Source organism: Streptomyces canarius, assembly GCF_014650735.1.
Taxonomy (GTDB): domain Bacteria; phylum Actinomycetota; class Actinomycetes; order Streptomycetales; family Streptomycetaceae; genus Streptomyces; species Streptomyces olivaceoviridis.
In genome coordinates this window covers 1-17325 of sequence record NZ_BMVN01000068.1, presented here as the reverse complement: position 1 = coordinate 17325, position 17325 = coordinate 1, and the positions used below count along the sequence as shown (strand labels likewise).

General features: G+C 68.3%; 8 protein-coding genes and 5 pseudogenes. 6 read left to right on the top strand and 7 right to left on the bottom strand.

Annotated elements, in window-relative coordinates; translation table 11 throughout:
* Positions 1-167: 167 nt before the first annotated feature.
* Positions 168-371: pseudogene (locus IE294_RS42110) on the bottom strand (transposase); the annotation flags it as partial.
* Between the two features lie 116 nt (positions 372-487).
* On the opposite strand from IE294_RS42110, the pseudogene IE294_RS48425 reads away from it, so the two are divergent.
* A pseudogene (locus IE294_RS48425) lies at positions 488-635 on the top strand (SDR family oxidoreductase); the annotation flags it as partial.
* Between the two features lie 150 nt (positions 636-785).
* On the opposite strand, the gene IE294_RS42105 reads toward IE294_RS48425, so the two are convergent.
* From IE294_RS42105 to IE294_RS42085, 5 genes and pseudogenes are all read right to left on the bottom strand, one after another.
* A complete protein-coding gene (locus IE294_RS42105; RefSeq protein ID WP_189894658.1) occupies positions 786-3503 on the bottom strand; it encodes a helix-turn-helix domain-containing protein in 2718 nt (905 codons plus the stop codon).
* Between the two features lie 314 nt (positions 3504-3817).
* A pseudogene (locus IE294_RS48420) lies at positions 3818-4020 on the bottom strand (hypothetical protein); the annotation flags it as partial.
* A 1358-nt stretch (positions 4021-5378) separates the two neighbouring features.
* Entirely contained in the window at positions 5379-6041 is a 663-nt protein-coding gene (locus tag IE294_RS42095; protein WP_189894656.1) for a DUF5134 domain-containing protein, read from the bottom strand.
* Positions 6038-7516: a PepSY-associated TM helix domain-containing protein gene (locus IE294_RS42090; protein WP_189894655.1), complete on the bottom strand. Its 1479-nt coding sequence runs from the start codon at positions 7514-7516 to the stop codon at positions 6038-6040. Before IE294_RS42090 ends, IE294_RS42095 begins: the two co-directional genes overlap by 4 nt.
* 354 nt (positions 7517-7870) lie before the next feature.
* A pseudogene (locus tag IE294_RS42085) lies at positions 7871-9041 on the bottom strand (MFS transporter).
* A 543-nt stretch (positions 9042-9584) separates the two neighbouring features.
* Here IE294_RS42085 and IE294_RS42080 point away from each other — a divergent pair.
* From IE294_RS42080 to IE294_RS50175, 3 genes and pseudogenes are all read left to right on the top strand, one after another.
* Positions 9585-11078: an APC family permease gene (locus tag IE294_RS42080; RefSeq protein WP_189894654.1), complete on the top strand. Its 1494-nt coding sequence runs from the start codon at positions 9585-9587 to the stop codon at positions 11076-11078.
* Entirely contained in the window at positions 11078-12673 is a 1596-nt protein-coding gene (locus tag IE294_RS42075; protein ID WP_189894653.1) for a serine hydrolase domain-containing protein, read from the top strand. Before IE294_RS42080 ends, IE294_RS42075 begins: the two co-directional genes overlap by 1 nt.
* A 75-nt stretch (positions 12674-12748) precedes the next feature.
* Positions 12749-13826: pseudogene (locus tag IE294_RS50175) on the top strand (winged helix-turn-helix domain-containing protein); the annotation flags it as partial.
* Positions 13827-13860: 34 nt separating this feature from the next.
* Here the strand turns inward: IE294_RS50175 and IE294_RS42065 are convergent.
* On the bottom strand, positions 13861-15441 hold the full coding sequence (locus IE294_RS42065; protein WP_229917943.1) for a PucR family transcriptional regulator: 1581 nt from the start codon (positions 15439-15441) through the stop codon (positions 13861-13863).
* 189 nt (positions 15442-15630) lie between these two features.
* Here IE294_RS42065 and lysA point away from each other — a divergent pair, with 189 nt between their 5' ends.
* Both lysA and IE294_RS42055 read left to right on the top strand, forming a co-directional pair.
* Positions 15631-16911, top strand: coding sequence for a diaminopimelate decarboxylase (gene lysA, locus IE294_RS42060; protein WP_189894651.1), 1281 nt, complete (start codon positions 15631-15633; stop codon positions 16909-16911).
* A gap of 103 nt (positions 16912-17014) precedes the next feature.
* Positions 17015-17188, top strand: coding sequence for a hypothetical protein (locus IE294_RS42055; RefSeq protein WP_189894650.1), 174 nt, complete (start codon positions 17015-17017; stop codon positions 17186-17188).
* Positions 17189-17325 lie beyond the last annotated feature (137 nt).

Here is a 17325-nt window from a genome sequence, read left to right as displayed (position 1 = left end):
ACGGTGTGCTGACCCTGCTTGGTCTTCGAGAAACTGGCGGGCCTCCCCGAGTGGCTTGGGCACGGCGACCTGGTCGACACCGAGGATGGCTTCGACCACGCGCCAGGCGTGGGTCTGTCAAACGAGCGGCCCTGTTCCACATTCGGTGGTGACGGAGGGTGGCACTGTCCGAGGAGGATGCGGCGGCGGAGGAGGGAGCAGCCTGCTCGGCCGTGCATCCGGCGCGCGATGCGCTTGGTCTTGGTGCTGACACCTTCGGTGGGGCCGTTGCTGTGCGGAAGTGTGAGTGCGGCGTCCACGGCGTCGCGATCTCGGTCCAGGCTCCGGGCGAAGGCGTGCGGCTGGGGCAGATCGGCTGAGCGAACCTCGACGACCCAGCGCGAGAGCCCATCGGTAACAGGAGGTTCAGGCAGCCGGTGAACCCGAGGGCCTTGATCTCCTGGCTCAGCCACGCCACCGCGCTCGGCGCCGACGCGCTCGGCCTGCTTTGGTGACCGGTACGACGGGACAGGTCGGACGCCGCTTCGTGCCGAGGCTGCTGGCCCAGCAGCAGCCGGGCGAGCAGGTGCGCGTCCTTTGTACGGGACGCTGCCCGCGGCGAGCGCTTCGCGGAGCTGGGCGCCCAGGTCGCCGTAAAGCGCTCGAAGAGTTGCGACTCGAAGGAGGCGATGTCCTCGACCGAGCGCAGCAGGCGGCGAGCAACAGGTTGTGCGGGCCGGAGAGCGAGGCGCACAGGCAGCTTCTTTCGAGGACTTTCGGTGCACCTGAAATCTGCGGAGCTCGCCTCATTCTGAGGGGTTTGGCTGGGGCGAAGGGGTACCTCCCTCCGGTGGAGTTTCCAGCGAAGGTAAGCCTTCCACTGCTCGACGGGCATCGGTTAGCGCGCGGAGCATGTCGGCATCTGCTCGGGTTTTCTCTGCATAGGCTTGCCCTCGGGCCTGCACATATTTCGAGAGTCCTGTAAGCGTCCCTCCCACCAAGGCGCCGACGGCAGTAGCTAGAGAGACGACCGCGGTGACAACCGCTGGCGCATCGGAGGGACCGAGGCTGCCATGAATCTGAAGATTCTCAAGTATGTCGCGAATGCTTATCCAGGAAAGGAACAAGAGGAACGCAACCGCGATGGAAAAAATCACCCAAGGGGAAATCCTCCTAGCGTCGACCATCCTATTCTCCTCCACGCCCTCCCCATTCTGAGGTGCCTGACGTTGTTCTGCGAGAGCATCTCGGAGTTGACCGAGGTGTCTCTGGGAATAGACCCGAGACAGGTGATATTGGAGTTCGGGGTGTCGGAATTGGTAGACCGCACCGGCCTGGCGTAACACGCCTCGCTGGTGAGCGTCCTCGAGGAAGGTGACGACGGACCAGGGCAGCCGACCGGTAAGCGGCAGCCAGATCCGGACGAAGACCACCCACTGGCCCCAGGCAGTCAGACTGAACGCGTAGCCGAGGGCGACGCCGAGCCCGCTGATGACACCGAGCTTGAACGCGGTCGAGGGAGTCCACACGAGCGGCCCCAGCACCCTCGACAGAGGCCGATCCACCAGCCCGGCCACCAAACCGACCAGCAGCCCGAAGGTGGGAGCCCAGGCAAGGAGTTGGAAGGCGACCGTTCGGCGGCTGCTGCGCAGCAGCCCGACCGGATTGACGGCGGACCAGATGTCGATCGGGGTTTCGAAGAGGGTCAAGAGGCCAAAGGTGACGCCTGCGCCCATCCCGAACGCCAGCCCGTAGATGACGCCGTAGCCGAGGCCGAGACGCAAGCCGGCCGGGAGGCCGATGTGCCAGAGGACACCGGTGAGCGCCGGGGTCACGAAGCCGTAGCCGAAGCCCAAGACGAGCCCGGACAGAAGCCCGATCGCGACGCGACGGAGGGTTCTCTGTCTCGCCTCCCTCGCTCTGCCGTCAATCTTCATGCGCACACCGGACGGCGCCACCAACTCGTACTTGACCGCGATCACGAAACAGTACAGGGTCCCGAATACGAGTCCGGCGAGGAGCCCAGCCACCGGCCCGTCCACGAGCTTGAGTCCGAGGGGGACGAAGAGGACGCCGACGGGGCCACCAACAAACCCAACGGCCAGGCAGATCACCAGGACGGTCACCAGCATGCGGGTGGTGCGGCGCAACCCGTGACCGAGTCGCCACCACTCCAGGCCGGAGGTGCCAAGCTGGGTCATGTGGTGGGCGAGGTAGCCGAGCCAGTGCTGGGCACGTTCCGGGTCGTAACGGCGGTGTGCCCTGCGGCCCGGGAAACGCTCGTAGACGGCGGCAGTGAAGCTGCCGAGGAGGTGAGCCTCCAGGGCCTTGGAATTACTGAATCTCTCGGTATCCAGGAGCTCGGACGGATCGTGGGCGGGGAGGTAGCTGTAGACGTTACGGGCGAGCGCGACCATCAGCGGAGTGGTCAACACCGCGCGGAGGTTGGCGGCGGCCCGGCTGTGCGGCCGCATGCGCAACTCGTTCAGCACGAGACCCCAGGACGCCACCGCGGGGTTTCCGCCGGGCTTCTCGCCCATGGTGCGCGGCAGATAGTGGGCCAGGTCATCCAGGGTGAGATCGGTTAGTTCCACCACAACGGCGTCGGCGAGCACGTCGCTTTCCCTCACCGCAGCGGCGTACGCGGACGGGCGGCTCGTCAGCAGCAATGGCAGGGGCATGGCGTTGAGCGCCTCCAACACGGGGCGCCGCAGACCGTCGGCGATCTCGTCGAAGCCATCCAGCACGGGGAGCACCCAGCCGGCCTCGACGAGAGCTGCGGCCAGGCTCGATCCGCCGGACCCCCGAGCGGCCAGAAACGGGTGATTGTGCGTCAGTTGCTCCGTCAGCCAGTCCCGGAACGTCATGGCGGTCGGATCCCATGAGCCGATACTGAAGAGCACCGGTACTGCGTCGGCATGGCGCCGCGACTGCAGGTGGTCCAGGACGAACCGCACGGCGAGAGTCGACTTCCCGGAACCCGAGCGGCCCAGCACCACCAACCGCCCGGCCGGGATTCGCCGGTACACATCCACGATGCCTTCGAACCCGTTGAATAGCTCGCTCAGGTCCGGCCGCCCGAGTGCATCCCCGGCGAGCAGGTGGCGGACGGCGCGCGAAGAGTCGCTGTGCTCCGTGACCGGCCGCCAGTGCACCGGCAGTGGGTAGGGATCGTGGATCTGCTGCTGCTCTTCTTGGCGCCGCCAGTGGGAGGTCACCTCGTGCGCGAGCAGCTCGGCGACGTCGGTCAGCGTTTCGTCCAACACCAGAGCATGCTGTCCTGCGACTGGTTCGGCGTAGCGGGCCGAGGCAGCCGCCACAAGCTCCTCGTGTTTCTCGGGAGGCAGCCCAAGGGCATCGGCCAGCAGACGCACCGTGGTCACCCTAGGGGGGCGAACGCGCTCGCCGGACTCCAGCTCGCGGACGGTGCGCAAGTCCACTCCGGTACGCTCCGCCAGGGCCTCCTGGGTCATTCCCGCCTTGTGCCGCAGCCGGCGCAACAGCGGGCCGAACTCATTGGTCACAGGTCACGCCTCTCCCCGGCATGTTTCGCCCCAAGCGTGGACTCTAGCGCGGCCACCGGTCGGCATACGGCCAATCCGGTGACCTACTCATCGCTCGTCGACGGGTGGTCGAGCCGTCGTCAACTCCAGTCGCGGTCATCCCCCGGCCCTTCGGCGCCTGCCAGCACAAGGCCGCCATGTTGGCCTCCCCAACGGCCGCCTGGCAGCGGGGCTTGCCGCCCAATATGTCGGCCGGTAGGGGCTGACCGTTCTGCCGACGGACCGCCCTCGCCCGGGCACGGCACGATCCCGCGAACCGTTGGCGCTGGGCGGATGCCCGGGACGGGGGAGGGGCCGCGGATTTCCAGGAGGTCGATCTCGAACCCGGCGAGGATCTCGTGCTCGATCGCCTCCGAGAGTCCGAGCTCCGGGGAGCCGTGCGCCGTAGGTGCCGTTCGGGCCGTCGGCCGTGATCGCGGTCTCCGCCTTCCTGGTCGTCCGCGCCCTTGCGCGCCTGGGGCGCCGCCAAGACGCACGGTGCGGTGGGTCGTTGCTCACATGACCAGCGAGACCGCCCGGCATGCCGGCGAAAGTCCGTGCCGGTGAAGGCGCTGCACCACCAGGAGATGGCCGCCAGCAGTGTGAAGGTGAATCCCGCACCCGGGACGACGACCGGAAACCAGAATCGGAGGCTGTCGTCCTGCTCGAGATGACCGGCCCAGCGGACGGCGGCGTGGTGCAGGAACCACATGTACAGCGGAATACTCACCACGGCGTAGATCCACAGCGTCGGTTGCAACGCCCAGGCAGCGGGCCTGACCTGCCTCTTCGTGCCGTTCCCCATGGTCGGCACGGTACTGACTGAGCTGCAAGCGGCGCCACCGCCTGTTCGCTGGAACCAGCCAGTCATGCGGCCATAACAGCCCTCGACTACCCTGCGGAGCCTCGTAGAAGGGGCGAGGGCCCGGGGGCATGTGACGTCGGTCCGGGCCCTCACGCGGCTTCGCGTCTGCGGGGGAGGAGGTCCCGGAGCGCGATGCTGTGCTCAACGACCGTCTGCGGTGTGAGTCACCTGACCGTGCGTCCGACAGCACAATCTGCGCCGTGTGGTGGCCGTCGGGGATACGAATCAGGCAGAAGCCTGGGTCCCGTCCCTGCGATGGCCAGTGCCGTCCGTCCATGGTCGGCGTGACGTCCCGCCGCGCCCTGGGCATCGGCCCAGTCCCCGCAGATCCACGCGGCGCCGGCAGATCTCCTCGACCTGCCCGGAGTCCGTCTTCCCGATCTGGGGGAGTTGCGGGCCCATGGAGTGCTCGGTACCCGCCCGATGTTGGCCCAGGCACCGCGGCGGGCTCACGGCGACCGGGGCCGCGCCGCCGTCTGGCCGTGAGCGGTTGCACGCGGTCGTCCCGGGCCTCGGCTTCGGCGTGGGCTGGCGCGTCAGGGTGGGTGTCCTGCGACGTCGCTCGCGCCGCGGCCCGCTGGCTATTCGCGTCTGGCGGCAGTCTGCCCGGTCGAGAACGGTCGCCCGCTCAGCGGGCCGCCGGGTGATGTTGTTGCCCGCCTGGTGGGAGGGCGCGTGATGGAGAGGTCAGGGTAGGCGTTCTGCGGCCCAAGCCGTCCTAGCGCGACGCGCCGGCACCCGCAGCCGCCGGTCGCCCGGACCCTCTTGTCCACCCGCCCAAGGGCCCGGCCGACGCACTGCGTGGCCGCCCGTCGCCGGACAGCGCGTTCGGGCGAGGGTCGACCGGCGTCCGTCGCCGGCGCGAGGAGCGGGCAGTCGGATGCGACGGTCGCGCCCCGAGGCACGCCCGCCGCCCCGGAGGGCAGCAGCCGGCCCTGTGACGGCGGCCCGGACCGTCAGTGTGCCCCCCTTCGCGGCCGGCGCGCCCACCGCTACACGAGCAGGACGAACATCACCGCCATGCCCAGTGCCATGGAGGCGTGGCATCCGGACGCCAGGGCTCCGGCGACGCCTTCGCCGGGCGCCGCTGTTCTCGGGACCCGCCCAGGTGCCGGGGCCCAGGCGCGCGCCAGGTCGAGAGCACGGGTCAGCCAGACCAGGCCGATGCCGGCCAGGACGGCGGCGAGCACTCCCGCCACCAGCCTCGGTGCCGTGCCCGACAGGCTCATGGAGGCGAGGCCGGCAGCGCCTGCCATGTGCATCTCGTGCATTCCGCCCCCGCCGGAGTGGCCCGCCATGGAGCCGGAGACGTCCATCGCCGCGACCATCCAGGCCATGGCCGCTGTCATCACGACGTGCGGCCAGGCGGCGAGTACCACCGCGATGCGCGAGCTGTCGGCGCGGGGGTGGAGAAGCGCCGCGACCACGAACCACAGGGCTCCCGCCGAGAACAGCACGACCTGGGGCGCGGCCGACAGGTCCATGCCCCAGGGCCAGGCCATCGCCGTCATCAGCACGCCCATCGCCGCGTGCAGCGTGTGATCCACCCTGTCGGCGGCCCGCGTCCCGGGCAGGGCGGCTCGCCACACCCCGTGGACGACGGACACGGCGAACAGCAGGGTCAGGATCCAGCGCAGGCCGGTCGCCGCGATCACCCCCGCACCTCCGCCCGGCGCCGCCGCAGGGCTCCGACGGCCACGTCCACCAGGACGAACAGCAGCAGGGGCAGACCGAAGAACGGCACGTAGTAGCCGATGACCGCGGCCAGCAACACGACCGGCGCGAGCACTCGGCCGGGCACCCTGCGCCAGGCTCCGCGCGCGGGTGCGCGCCCGACGGCGAAGCCCTCCGCGCGGGTCGGCCGGCGCAGCCACCACATGCGAAAGGCCCACAGGGTCATCGCGATCACGGCGATGGCGAGCAGGGCCAGGGCGATCTGGTTGGCGAGGCCGAACAGCAGCCCCATGTGCGCGTCGACGCCCCAGGACGTCAGCTTGGCGAGCAGCGGGAAGTCGTCGAACTCCAGCTTCTGCGTCACCTTGCCGGTGGCCGGGTCGACCGCGACGGAGTCCTGCCGTTCCGGCCAACTGCGGGTGTTCTCCGCCACGACATAGGCGGAGTCCTCGTCGTGGGGCGGCGGAGTGACGACGAGTACACCGACCAGGCCGGCGTGACGGGCCGAGGCCACGACCGCGTCGATCCCGATGTCCCGCTTGACGTCTTCCGTGCCTCCGCCGGCCCCCTCGCGGGCGGGCAGCGCCGTGGACACCGAGGGTGTACTGCCGCCCAAGGCGTCCTGGACCCGCCCGATGCTCGCGCCGGCATGAGCGGACCAGGTCAGGCCGGTGGCGGACAGGGCGAGCAGGCCGACGGAGGCCCACAGGCCGACAGCACCGTGCCAGGACAGGGTGCGTTTGCGGCTTCTGGTGCCACCGCGCGGCAGCAGCAGGCGGCGCAGCCGTCGACGGTTGCGCGCGGTCCCGGCCCACAGGGCGAGACCCGCGAGCACCTCCACCCAGAGCCAACTCGCGGCGATCTCGCTGTAGTTGCGGCCGAAGTGGCCCAGATGAAGGTTCCGGTGCAGGTCGTCGAGCCACGCCCGGGCCGGCAGCCACTGGCCGAACGTCCTCAGCTGTCCGAGCACCCTGCCGTTGTACGGGTCGACGAAGGCGGTGAGCGTGTATCCCTCGGGCAGGCCGTCCTTCTCGAAGGTGACGCGGGTGGAGTCGGTGGGTCCCGCGCCCTTCGTCACCGACAGCAGGGTGCCGTCGGGGACCGCCCGCTGTGCCGCGACCACCTGATGGGCGAGCGGCTCGGCGGCTCCGCGCGGCGTCACCTTGAGTTCGTGCGCGTAGAGCGCCGACTCGATCTGCGGTGTGACGGTGTAGGCGAGCCCTGTCACAGCGGCGACGAGGATGAACGGGCCGACGAGGGTTCCGGCGTAGAAGTGCAGGCGCAGCAACAGGGGCCGCAGGTTGCTCCACAGCCCCGGCACCGCACGGGGGGCGCTGGTGGTGGTGTGCTCGCCCGCCGGGCGTGGCGACGGTGGCACGTCCGCGCCCGGTTGCGGGCTCACACCCTGGCTCACCGGTGCGGCCTGCGCGTCCGGCGGTATCCGGCGTTCGGGCATCTCGGACCCTCTTCTCCTGTAGCGACGGCAACCTGGTCGGCGGTTGCAGCACAGGAGTCGGGGCGAGAGTGGGGGAAGTTCCCGGGGTATTGTGTGACCTGGGTCACTGTGATGGTGGATGTCGCGGCCTTCGTGTACGGCGGGTCGTACGCCTGGGGGAGCGCTGAACGCCGCGCGCAGGTGATGGACCGGGCGACACGGGGACTCGCCAAGGTGCTTCCTGCTCTCACGTCGCACCACCGGAACGTGGCGTGGGCGGGTGCGCGAAGAGACCGCGCGGGCGCGCCGCCCGCCGCCGGTCCAGCCGGGTTGCGGGGGCGGTGATCCGCCGACCGGCAGGCGTGCCGGGGACGATCACGTGGAACTGCCCGTTGACGGTCCGCTGGGTGAGGAACTGGTGGCTCGCCCGGAGAAGTGGCGCGTGCCGGGTACGAAGGCGGCGAGAGCCGGGGCGGCGAAACAGACCACCGCGCAGGCGGCGAGGACCCGGCCGGTGCCGAAGGCGTCGATGGCGGGGCGATCACGGCCAGCCCGGCCGGGGCGAGACCGTAGGAGAGCAGGAAGTCCAGCGAGGAGACCCGGGCGAGTTTGTCGGGGGCGACCTCGCGCTGGGGGCGGTGAACCAGGGCACGTTGAACCATTCGATGCCGAGGCCGGCGAGGGCGTAGGCGGTCATGACCGCGATCGGATGCACATGGGCCATCAGGCTCAGCGGCGCGAACCCGTATGCGGCCAGACCCGCGAGCGCAGCTCAGCCCTGGGTGCGCGGGCGCCGGCGGGCGATGAGCAGGGCCCCGAGGAGGGCTCCGGCGGTGTACGCGGTGGTGGCGCCGGCGAGCACCGCCCCCGAGCCGTACTCGTCGCGGCTGAGCAGTGGCAGGGCGACACCGGTGGCCGAGTACCCGGTGGCGATGACCGCCGTCAGGGCCGCCAGGCCGGCCAGGAACCACGGATGTCGCCGGGCTTCCCGCACCCCCTCGGCGAACTCCTCCAGCAGGCCCGTCCGCGTGGGCCGGCCACGGGGCACGGTGCCTCCGCCGTCCGCACGTGCGCCGCCTCCCGGCACGAGGGCGGCGACGAGCCAGAGCAGTCCGACGCACAGCAGCAGCGCCCGGTCGCCGAGGACCAGGGCGGCCAGCGTCGTCAGAGAGGGCCCGGCGAGGGTGGTGACACGCACCGCGAGGCTCAGTGCCGCGTTGGCGCGCCGGCGGTGGGCCTCGTCGACGACTTCGGCGGCCAGCGCCTGGAAGGCGGGCCGGCAGGCGCCTTGCCCCGCGCCGGCGACCGCGCAGGCGAGTGCGGTGAGCGGCGTCGACCGGTCGAGAGCGAGGGCCGTCACGGGCAGCGCGACCGCTCCGGCGAGACCGGACCACAGGACCACACCCCTGCGGGAGTGCCGGTCGGCGAGGACGCCGGCGACGGGCACCGCCGCGAGGAAACCGGCAGTACGGGCGGCGAGCAAGGCACCCAGGTCGACGGCGGTGATCGTGCCGTGGAGCACCGCCAGTCCGAGCACGAACGGCAGGGCTCACGTGGCGAGGCCGGAGGCGGTGGCACCGGACCAGAGCCTCAGGAAGGCCGGGTCCCTCAGCAGGGATCTCCGTTCCCGCCGGGAAGGACCTGCGTCGCCGGTGGTCGGTGCGGGCCGGGCAGGCACGGTGAGGCACTCCTACGGTCACTCATGTAAGGACTCTTTGCGACCCTGGGCTATTACGAACTGGTGTGGCTGTGACAACCCCCGCATCGATCGCTGCCCTGTGGCCCGTCACAGAAGTGAGTCCCGCCGCCCGGCGGCTGCGGCCCGCTGCCAGGGGACGAGCTGATCGATGGACGGGGACCGCCGCTCTTCATCGGCGGCCGTGCGGAGCCACGGTTGGTGACAGCGACAACGACTGGGGCATGGCTTTGGCGCGCACAACGAGGACGGCCAGGGTGGTGCCTCATACGTTATGCCGACCAGGTGCCCGGCTGCCCTTAGCCGACGTGACCCACCTGCTTCGCCAGGGCCTGAGGGTTCCCCACAGGTTGCAGGTGCCCCGAGCCCGGTTAGTGGAGAGTGGAGACTAGGATGACTGAATTGATCCCTTCCGATATCACGCAATCGGAGCCGAGGGCAGGGAAACGTGCGATCGGCGTGCTGCCATTGGTCGGCATATTTTTCTTCACGGTGTCCGGAGGCCCCTTCGGGCTCGAGTCTTCCATTTCCAGTGCCGGGCCGGGCATGACTTTGCTGATGATCGTCCTGGTGCCAATTGTGTTCGGTGTGCCGAACGCATTGGTGGCAGCGGAACTTAGCGCCGCAATACCGGTCAACGGTGGCTATTACTACTGGACGAAGATCGCACTCGGGAGGTTTCCGGCATTTTTGTTCGGGGTCTGGAACTCAATCGGATCGGTGTTGAATCTCACTCTCTACCCGATCCTGCTCGTAGATTACCTGGCCACCTGGATACCGGGCATCGCACGCGGGAAGGAGCTGGTAGCCCTGTCCGTTTTCCATGGCGGCTTCGTTGTGGATCTGCACTGGATCGTCACCGTTGCCCTCATCATTCCGATGGTCTACCTCAATTACCGCGGCTCCAAGGCTGTGAGTGACTATTCAGTCGGGATGATGGTGCTTATTCTCGCACCTTTCGGCGTGCTGACGACCATCGGGGTCTATCATGCCATCAGTAACGGAATCAATATTTTTTCACCCTTCATGATTCCCGGTCAAAGCGTCCACTCGTCGGTGGCCGGCGCGCTCAGCGTGATCGTGTGGCTTTACCTCGGCTTCGACGGTCCGAGTACCGTGCTGGGCGAGGTTTCCGACGCGCACCGAACCTACACTCGAGCTCTGATAATTTCGGTTCCGCTGATCATCGCAGCCTATCTCTTGCCCACGATCGCCGCCATCGGCAGTGGTCTGCACCGGGGTTCGCCCGCAGCCTGGGTTCAGGGAGATTTCATCGTTGTCGGCCATATCCTGGGTGGAAGCTGGCTCAAGGTGTCGATCTCCCTGGGCTCGGCGCTTTCCTTGGTCGGCCTGTTCATGGCGATCCTACTGACGAGCACACGAATCCCGCGTGCGCTTGCCGCAGATGCATACCTGCCTCACTGGATGGCGCGAGACAGTAGACGATTCAACACCCCGGTGGGTGCTCTCCTGGCGAGCAGCACTGTCGTCGTTGTGTTGTCGGCTGTGGATTTCAGCTCGATTTTGCGGGCTACGGTGCTGCTCACCCTGTCGTCGATCCTGCTTGAGTTCATGGCCTTCCTGGTCCTTCGCTGGCGGTATCCACAGATGCGCCGACCGGTTCGGGTCCCCGGTGGCTGGCCTGGCGCTGTCCTGGTAGTCGCACTGCCCACCGCGATGATCGTGTACTTGGCGTGGAGTACAGCAGTCGATGAGACCGCTACGTTCTTCGCGAGTCTTGCGGTGGCACTCCTGGGCGTGGGGCTGTACCCGCTATGTCGCCGATTCGTCAAGGGTCGTCGGCCGGACGCAGAAATAGATTATTCGAATGTCGAGCTAGGGCCGGACAGGCGCGCAAGATTCGGTTCGCAGGAGGCGGAAGTTTGATGGACATGCGACGGGTGATTTCCGAGCTGGCGAAGCAGCTACGCACGTGGTGGCCTGTGCCGGGGATCGCGATCAGCATTGTCACCGCAACCGGCGAATCCGCGCTCATCACCGATGGGTTTGCCGACACGGAATCCGGGGCACCGGTTTCCGATCACACGCGCTTCGAGATCGGTTCGATCAGCAAGACCTACACCGCGTTCTTGCTCGGGCAGTTGGCGGATGAGGGGAAGGTGAATTTCGAAGCGCCGGTGGCTGATTATCTGCCGTGGTTCGCCCCGAACGGCGGGTCCCGGGCAATCACTGTCCGACACCTGATGCAGCACACCTCGGGGCTGGTAGCCGGGGCCGACGCGCTGCTCGATGCCGCCGCACGCGGTTACGCGCTGCGCGATGCGACGACCTATGTCGAACCAGGCGAGATGTTCCACTACTCCAACGAGGGCTACAATCTGCTGGGACTGATCATCGAGCACGTCACAGGAAAATCACTCGCGAACGCCATGGCCGAGCGGCTGCTACATCCACTGGGGATGCGCAACTCGGCAGCGCACATCATTCACGAAGACCGTGCTGATCTCGCCATCGGATACCAGTTCCTGCACGACGACCGACCGGCGCTACCGTCGGCCCCGCTCACGCCGGCCACCTTTTTCGAGTATTCAGCGGCTGATGCGAACGTGACTGCAACCGCATCTGACCTGGGTATATTCGCCCGCATGATCTTGGGGCGTGGTGCCGTGGCTGGCACTAGGATCCTCAGTCCGGAGCGGTTCGAGCAGATTATCACCGACCGTGCCGATGTGGGCGGTTCGACGGAGCATTCGCCTGGCTATGGACTTGGCGTGGGCGTGGAAATCATCGACGGTCATATCTGGCTGATGCACGCTGGAGGAATGGTCGGCTACCGATCGTTTCTCGCCGTCGATATCGACGGTGGACATGGTGTCGCAGTGCTGACCAACGCACCCGGCGAGTGCCGGATAATCGACCTTTTCGGCCGGCATGTGCTTTCCGTCGTACAAGGAGCCTCGCCGGACCCGGCGCTGTTCGACCGTGAGAGCATCCCAGATGCTCTTCACTACGTAGGAATCTATGGAACGGGATCGCGCCAGATCCGCGTCGACGCCACTGCGGACAACGGTCTCACTCTCACCTCGGACGGGATGACAGGCAAGCTGTATGACTCAGGCGACGGGAGGCTGACATGCGATCATCCGCGCTGGTCCGCCTACCACCATTCGGTGGGCACGATCGCCGGGAAGCCGCATTGGCTCTGCGGACCCGACTCACTCGGCCTTGACGCCACGCCGGCCACAACCCCGCATCCGCTCGCCGGTCAGTACCGGAGCTACACGCCTTGGTATCCCAGCTTCAGGATCGTGCAGCGGGCGGGGCGACTGCACATGATCGCTGCGACGGGCGTCGAAGCGCCATGCGATGAACCGGAACTCATCGCACTCGGTGACGGAACGTTCCGCGTCGGAGCCGATCCGCGTCTGCCGGAGCGGTTGACAGCCGGCCCCGTTCTCAACGGCTCGGTGTTGTGGGTCGATCTGGACGGCTGCCGCTACACGCGCTCCTTCCGGCCATAGCCGCAGCGATCACCGAGGTTGCACCCGTGGTGTCGTAGGGCTGAAGGGTCGTCGCCTGTGCGGTGTCACCGGGTCATGCGGTATCCACAAGGGGGCGTGCTGACCGCCGAACGGGCAGTCCGCGAGGAGTCAAGGCTGAGGGCGGCCGAGAGAGACGCCCGGGGCGGGGCGAGCCCGGCGATCGCCATGGACTTGCGGGTCAGCGTCCGTTCGGTGTGGCGGCGAACGTGGGACGAGGACGGTCCGCGGGCTCTGCGGTCGCAGGGGTCGACGTAGCTCCCGCGGCTGAGCGAGAAGCAGTTCGCGCAGTTGGGGGCAGAGCCGGCCAAGGGGCCGGCCGCGCACGGCAGGGAAGACCAACGCTGGACCCTGAGCCGTCTGAAGACGGTGATGGGACGGCGCTTCCACCCTACCTGCACAATTCAGGGCGTTCGGAAACTGCTGGTGCGCAATGGACGGTCCTGCCAGGTCCCGGCCCGGGGCGCGATGGAGCGGGACGACGAGGCGGTGGCCGGGTGGATCAAGGGGTGGGGCCTTTTGCGGAAGACTCGCGGCGGCCCGTGGAGCCTGGCTCGTCTTCGAGGACGCAGCCGGATTCTCCATGACACCGCCGCAGGCCAAAACCTGGTCCCAGCGCGGCCGGACCCCGGTGGTGCGTGTGCGGGGCCGTTCCCGCAGAAGGATGTTGATCGCAGCGCTGACCTGCTACTACAAGCCCGGCCACCGGTCGCGGCTGATCCACCGGCCCCGCCGGGACGACGGCCGACGCGGCGGCCGCTAGAGCTTCTCTCGGCGCGACTGCCGGGACCTATCGATCGCCGCCCATCAGCAGCTCGGCGGTCCGGTCGTGCTCGTCTGGGACATCTGTGAGACTCAGCCCCGGACGGCGCCCCATCTCAACGTCCACAAAGCCGCTGACCCGCAGGAAGGAGGGCGGCAACCCGCGACTGGCTGACCATCTACTATGTGCCGCCCTGCGCACCCGGCCTCAACCCCGTCGAAGGGAGGATCTGGTCCCTTCTGCGACGCGGCTGCTCTTCAACGTCGCCTTCGGCAAACCCGAATACCTCGTCCAGCCCTTCGACGCGGGCTACGGCACATCCAGTACCGCAGCCAACTCATCGGCTGTCTCGCCGAGACCGGTCTCACCATCGGCCCTACTCGAGCAACCCAGCGACATCACGCGTTCAACCTCGGTAGGCAACCCCCATCCGCAACTCGCGTACCCGAAGCTGGAGGTGCGCGAGCAGCATGGCGTCGGCATCAGTGAAATCCAGTCCGGAGACCTCGCGGATCCGGCGCAGGCGGTAGCGCATCGTGTTGGGGTGGATGTGCAGGGCGGCCGCCGCGTTGTCCGTGGCTCCCGCGGCGGCGAGATAGGCGGCCAGGGTTACTGTCAGCAGACCGTCTTGGCCGTCCTCCTGGCCCAGCCGGTCCAGAGCGCCGCTTGTGTCCGGCAGGCCGAGCGACTCGGTAACGTCGGCGAGATGCAGCAACAACACCGGCAGCGCCATCTCTTCCACGGTGCGCACAGCTGGCCCATGGAAGGCCGGGTGCCGTAGCGCACGCAGTGCGGCGTCTGCCTGCGCCCGCACTTCGGCGATTCTGCCCAGCGAGTCGGCCGGCCCGCCGACGGCGACCACGTAGTCACTGGCTAGTGGGGTCCGCCCGAGAAAATCACGGGCCAGGTTGACGGTGGACTCGAGTGCTGCGGTGTGTTCCGGAGGCCAGGCAACCAGTACGTACACCGCGCCTGTACCCGCCACCGAGGCAGAACGAGGATGCACGGCTGCTAGAAAGTACTCCAACGTGTCAGCGAACCGACGTAGCTCGTCAACGGTCACTGCAGCGGTCGCTGCGTCGGCATCCGTGGTCCCGAGCAATCGAGGGGCCGCAGCCAGTACGCAGACGGGGCCAGAGCCCAACTGCAGCCGGCTCGCCTCCACTCGATCGGCCGACCCTCCGAGTACCGCCGCAGCCAACTCGCCACGCTGCTGACGGGCATAGCTGGTCTCGGTTCGCAAGCCGACCATCTGCAGCGCGACCATCGGCGCGAATTCGCGCAGGCGAGCGGTGCCCGCCTCGTCGAGCGGCCCGGTGACCGCGGCCCAGATGTAGCCAAGGACATCCGAGCCGGCCCGGACTGCGATCGCTACCCTCGAGAGCTGGTCCGGTTCGGTCGCTTCCATATACACCGGCTCACTGCTGGCATGCAGGCGCTCGAATTCATGACGCTCGCGCTGTTCGGCGAGCGTCCTGGGCTGCACCGCCCGCCCCAGGATGGTCTCGATCCGCTCGGCATCGGTCTTGTCTTGGCCCTCCGACCAGGCGACCAGCGCGGAAAAGCGGTCTTCGATGGTGACCGGGGCGCCGAGAGCCTCGTAGATCGCGTTCGCCAGGGTGAACAGCTCCGAGCCGCTGCTGACGGAGCGCACGCGCATCCTCGCGTATTCGAGCAACTGCTCACGAACGGTCGTCGCGACGTGCATCCAGGACGCGTTCTGGTTGACCTCGATGATCGTCAGCTCTTCGTCCGCCGACGGCGGCACCGGGGCCTTCACCGCCACCACTCTCGCGTCGGAACGTTCCATCGCCGCAGTCAGTTCGCGCAGCTCGGCTTCAGTAGTCACGCCGACACCCAGCACCACACACCCAGGTCCAAGCTGCGTCGGCGCACCCGGAGCATAGATGGCGGTATCGGTCAGCGGCCTGTCGCAGCCGGTTCCCTCCTGGATCAAGCGCAGAAGCGCCGGGCCGATGTTGTCCACCAGTTGACGGACAGGCAGGTACCGCCGCGCGCCAGACTCCGGCATTGTGCGCTCCCGGCTCAGAGGTTGTTGTAGACATCAAGTCTTGGCACTCCATATTGATGCTGTCAACGATGCTTCGACATATCGGGAGCCCGAACATAGAGAGTCACTTCAGAGGGGGACCAATCAGTGTCACAAGGAGCGCAGATGGCGGCGACGCAGGCAGGCCGGGAGCTGGTGGGGCTGTTCCCCCCCGGGACCACCCAGGACGCGACGGGCGCACTGGTGCTCGGTGGCGTCCCAGTGGCGGAACTCGCCGAGACCTACGGCACTCCGGCGCTGGTCGTCGACGAGGCATCGATCCGCGCACGCGCCCGCCGGTACGCCGACGGACTGGCCGCCCGCTGGCCGAACTCCCGCGCCACCTTCGCCTCCAAGGCCTTCCCGTGCACCGCCGTCAACCGGCTGCTCGCGGAGGAGGGCCTCGGCATCGACGTCGCCAGCGGCGGCGAGCTGGCCCTCGCCCTCGCCGCGGGCGCCGACCCGGCCGGTCTCGTTGTACACGGCAACGCCAGGACCGAGGAAGAACTGCGCCTCGCCGTCGACGCTGGCGCCGGGACGATCGTCATCGACAACTTCGATGACATCGACAAGCTGGAGAAGATCCTCACCGACACCACGAGTGAGCAGGGAGTGCTGGTCCGGGTCACCCCCGACATCCGCCCCGACACCCACGAGGCCGTATCCACCGGCCAGAACGGCTCCAAGTTCGGCCTGCTCCTCCCACAGGCCCGCGAGGCGATCGCGCGGCTGCGCGGCAGCGACCGGCTGCGGCTGGACGGCGTCCACGTCCACGTCGGCTCGCAGATCCTGGACCTCGAGCCCTTCGCACAGGCCGTCGAGGCCGTCGCGGAACTCGGCGAGTTCGCCGTCTACGACCTGGGCGGCGGCCTTGGCGCCCGCTACACCTACGCCGACCGCCCGCCCACGGTGGAGGCATACCTCGACGTCATGGTCGATGTCGCCAAGCGCCTGCTGCCCGCCGACGCCCGCATCCTGATCGAGCCGGGCCGCTCGATGGTCGCCGAGTCCGGTGTCTCGCTCTACCGCGTCGTCTCCGTCAAGCGCGGAGGAGGCCACACCTTCGTCGCCGTCAACGGCGGCATGGGCGATAACCTCGAGGTCTCCCTGTACCAGCAGCGCTTCGAGGCCGCCATCGCCACCCGCCCGACCGGTGAGGGCGAACTGTGCCGCCTGGTGGGCCGACACTGCGAGTCCGGCGACACCCTGAGCGCCGGTGTCCCGCTGGAGGACCCGCGCGTTGGCGACCTGATCGCCGTGCCGGTCACCGGCGCCTACACCTACGCGCTGAGTAACAACTACAACGGTGCGCGCCGCCCTCCGGTGGTCTTCGTCCGCGACGGTGCGCACCGCGCCGTGGTGCGCCGCGAGACCTACGCCGATCTGATGCGCCGCAACCTGCCGTAACGGCCCCCTCACCGAGTCTGAACTCGTGACACGTTTCTCGTGCCCGGCCTGATCAGCGTCCACGTCCACGCACCCAGCGAGGACGGCCCGCGAGGAACTGGCATTGGAGTCGGCGAACGCCCTTGACCTGCACGACGCTCATCCGACGGTCGGCCGTCTGACCGTCACCGGCCTGGACCTGGTCGCGGGCGCCGCGCAATGCGACAGGACCGACGACATCCTCACCGGCGGCTCGTTGCCCGACGCGGACTTCACATCTCCGACATCGCCCGCGTGACCGCCCGCGTCCTCGGCCCCAACTGGGAAGCAACCGCTGGACCCTACGCGGTCACCGGCCATCTGAAGAACCCCACCACGTATGCGATGTCCCGCTCGGCCAGCCCAGCGCGGAAGTCGGCGTTCTGGCCGTAGCCG

Coding starts and splice junctions, on each gene's coding strand:
- IE294_RS42080 (WP_189894654.1), top strand. CDS start 9,585: ATGACTGAATTGATCCCTTCCGATATCACGCAATCGGAGCCGAGGGCA.
- IE294_RS42090 (WP_189894655.1), bottom strand. CDS start 7,516: ATGCCCGAACGCCGGATACCGCCGGACGCGCAGGCCGCACCGGTGAGC.
- lysA (WP_189894651.1), top strand. CDS start 15,631: ATGGCGGCGACGCAGGCAGGCCGGGAGCTGGTGGGGCTGTTCCCCCCC.
- IE294_RS42075 (WP_189894653.1), top strand. CDS start 11,078: ATGGACATGCGACGGGTGATTTCCGAGCTGGCGAAGCAGCTACGCACG.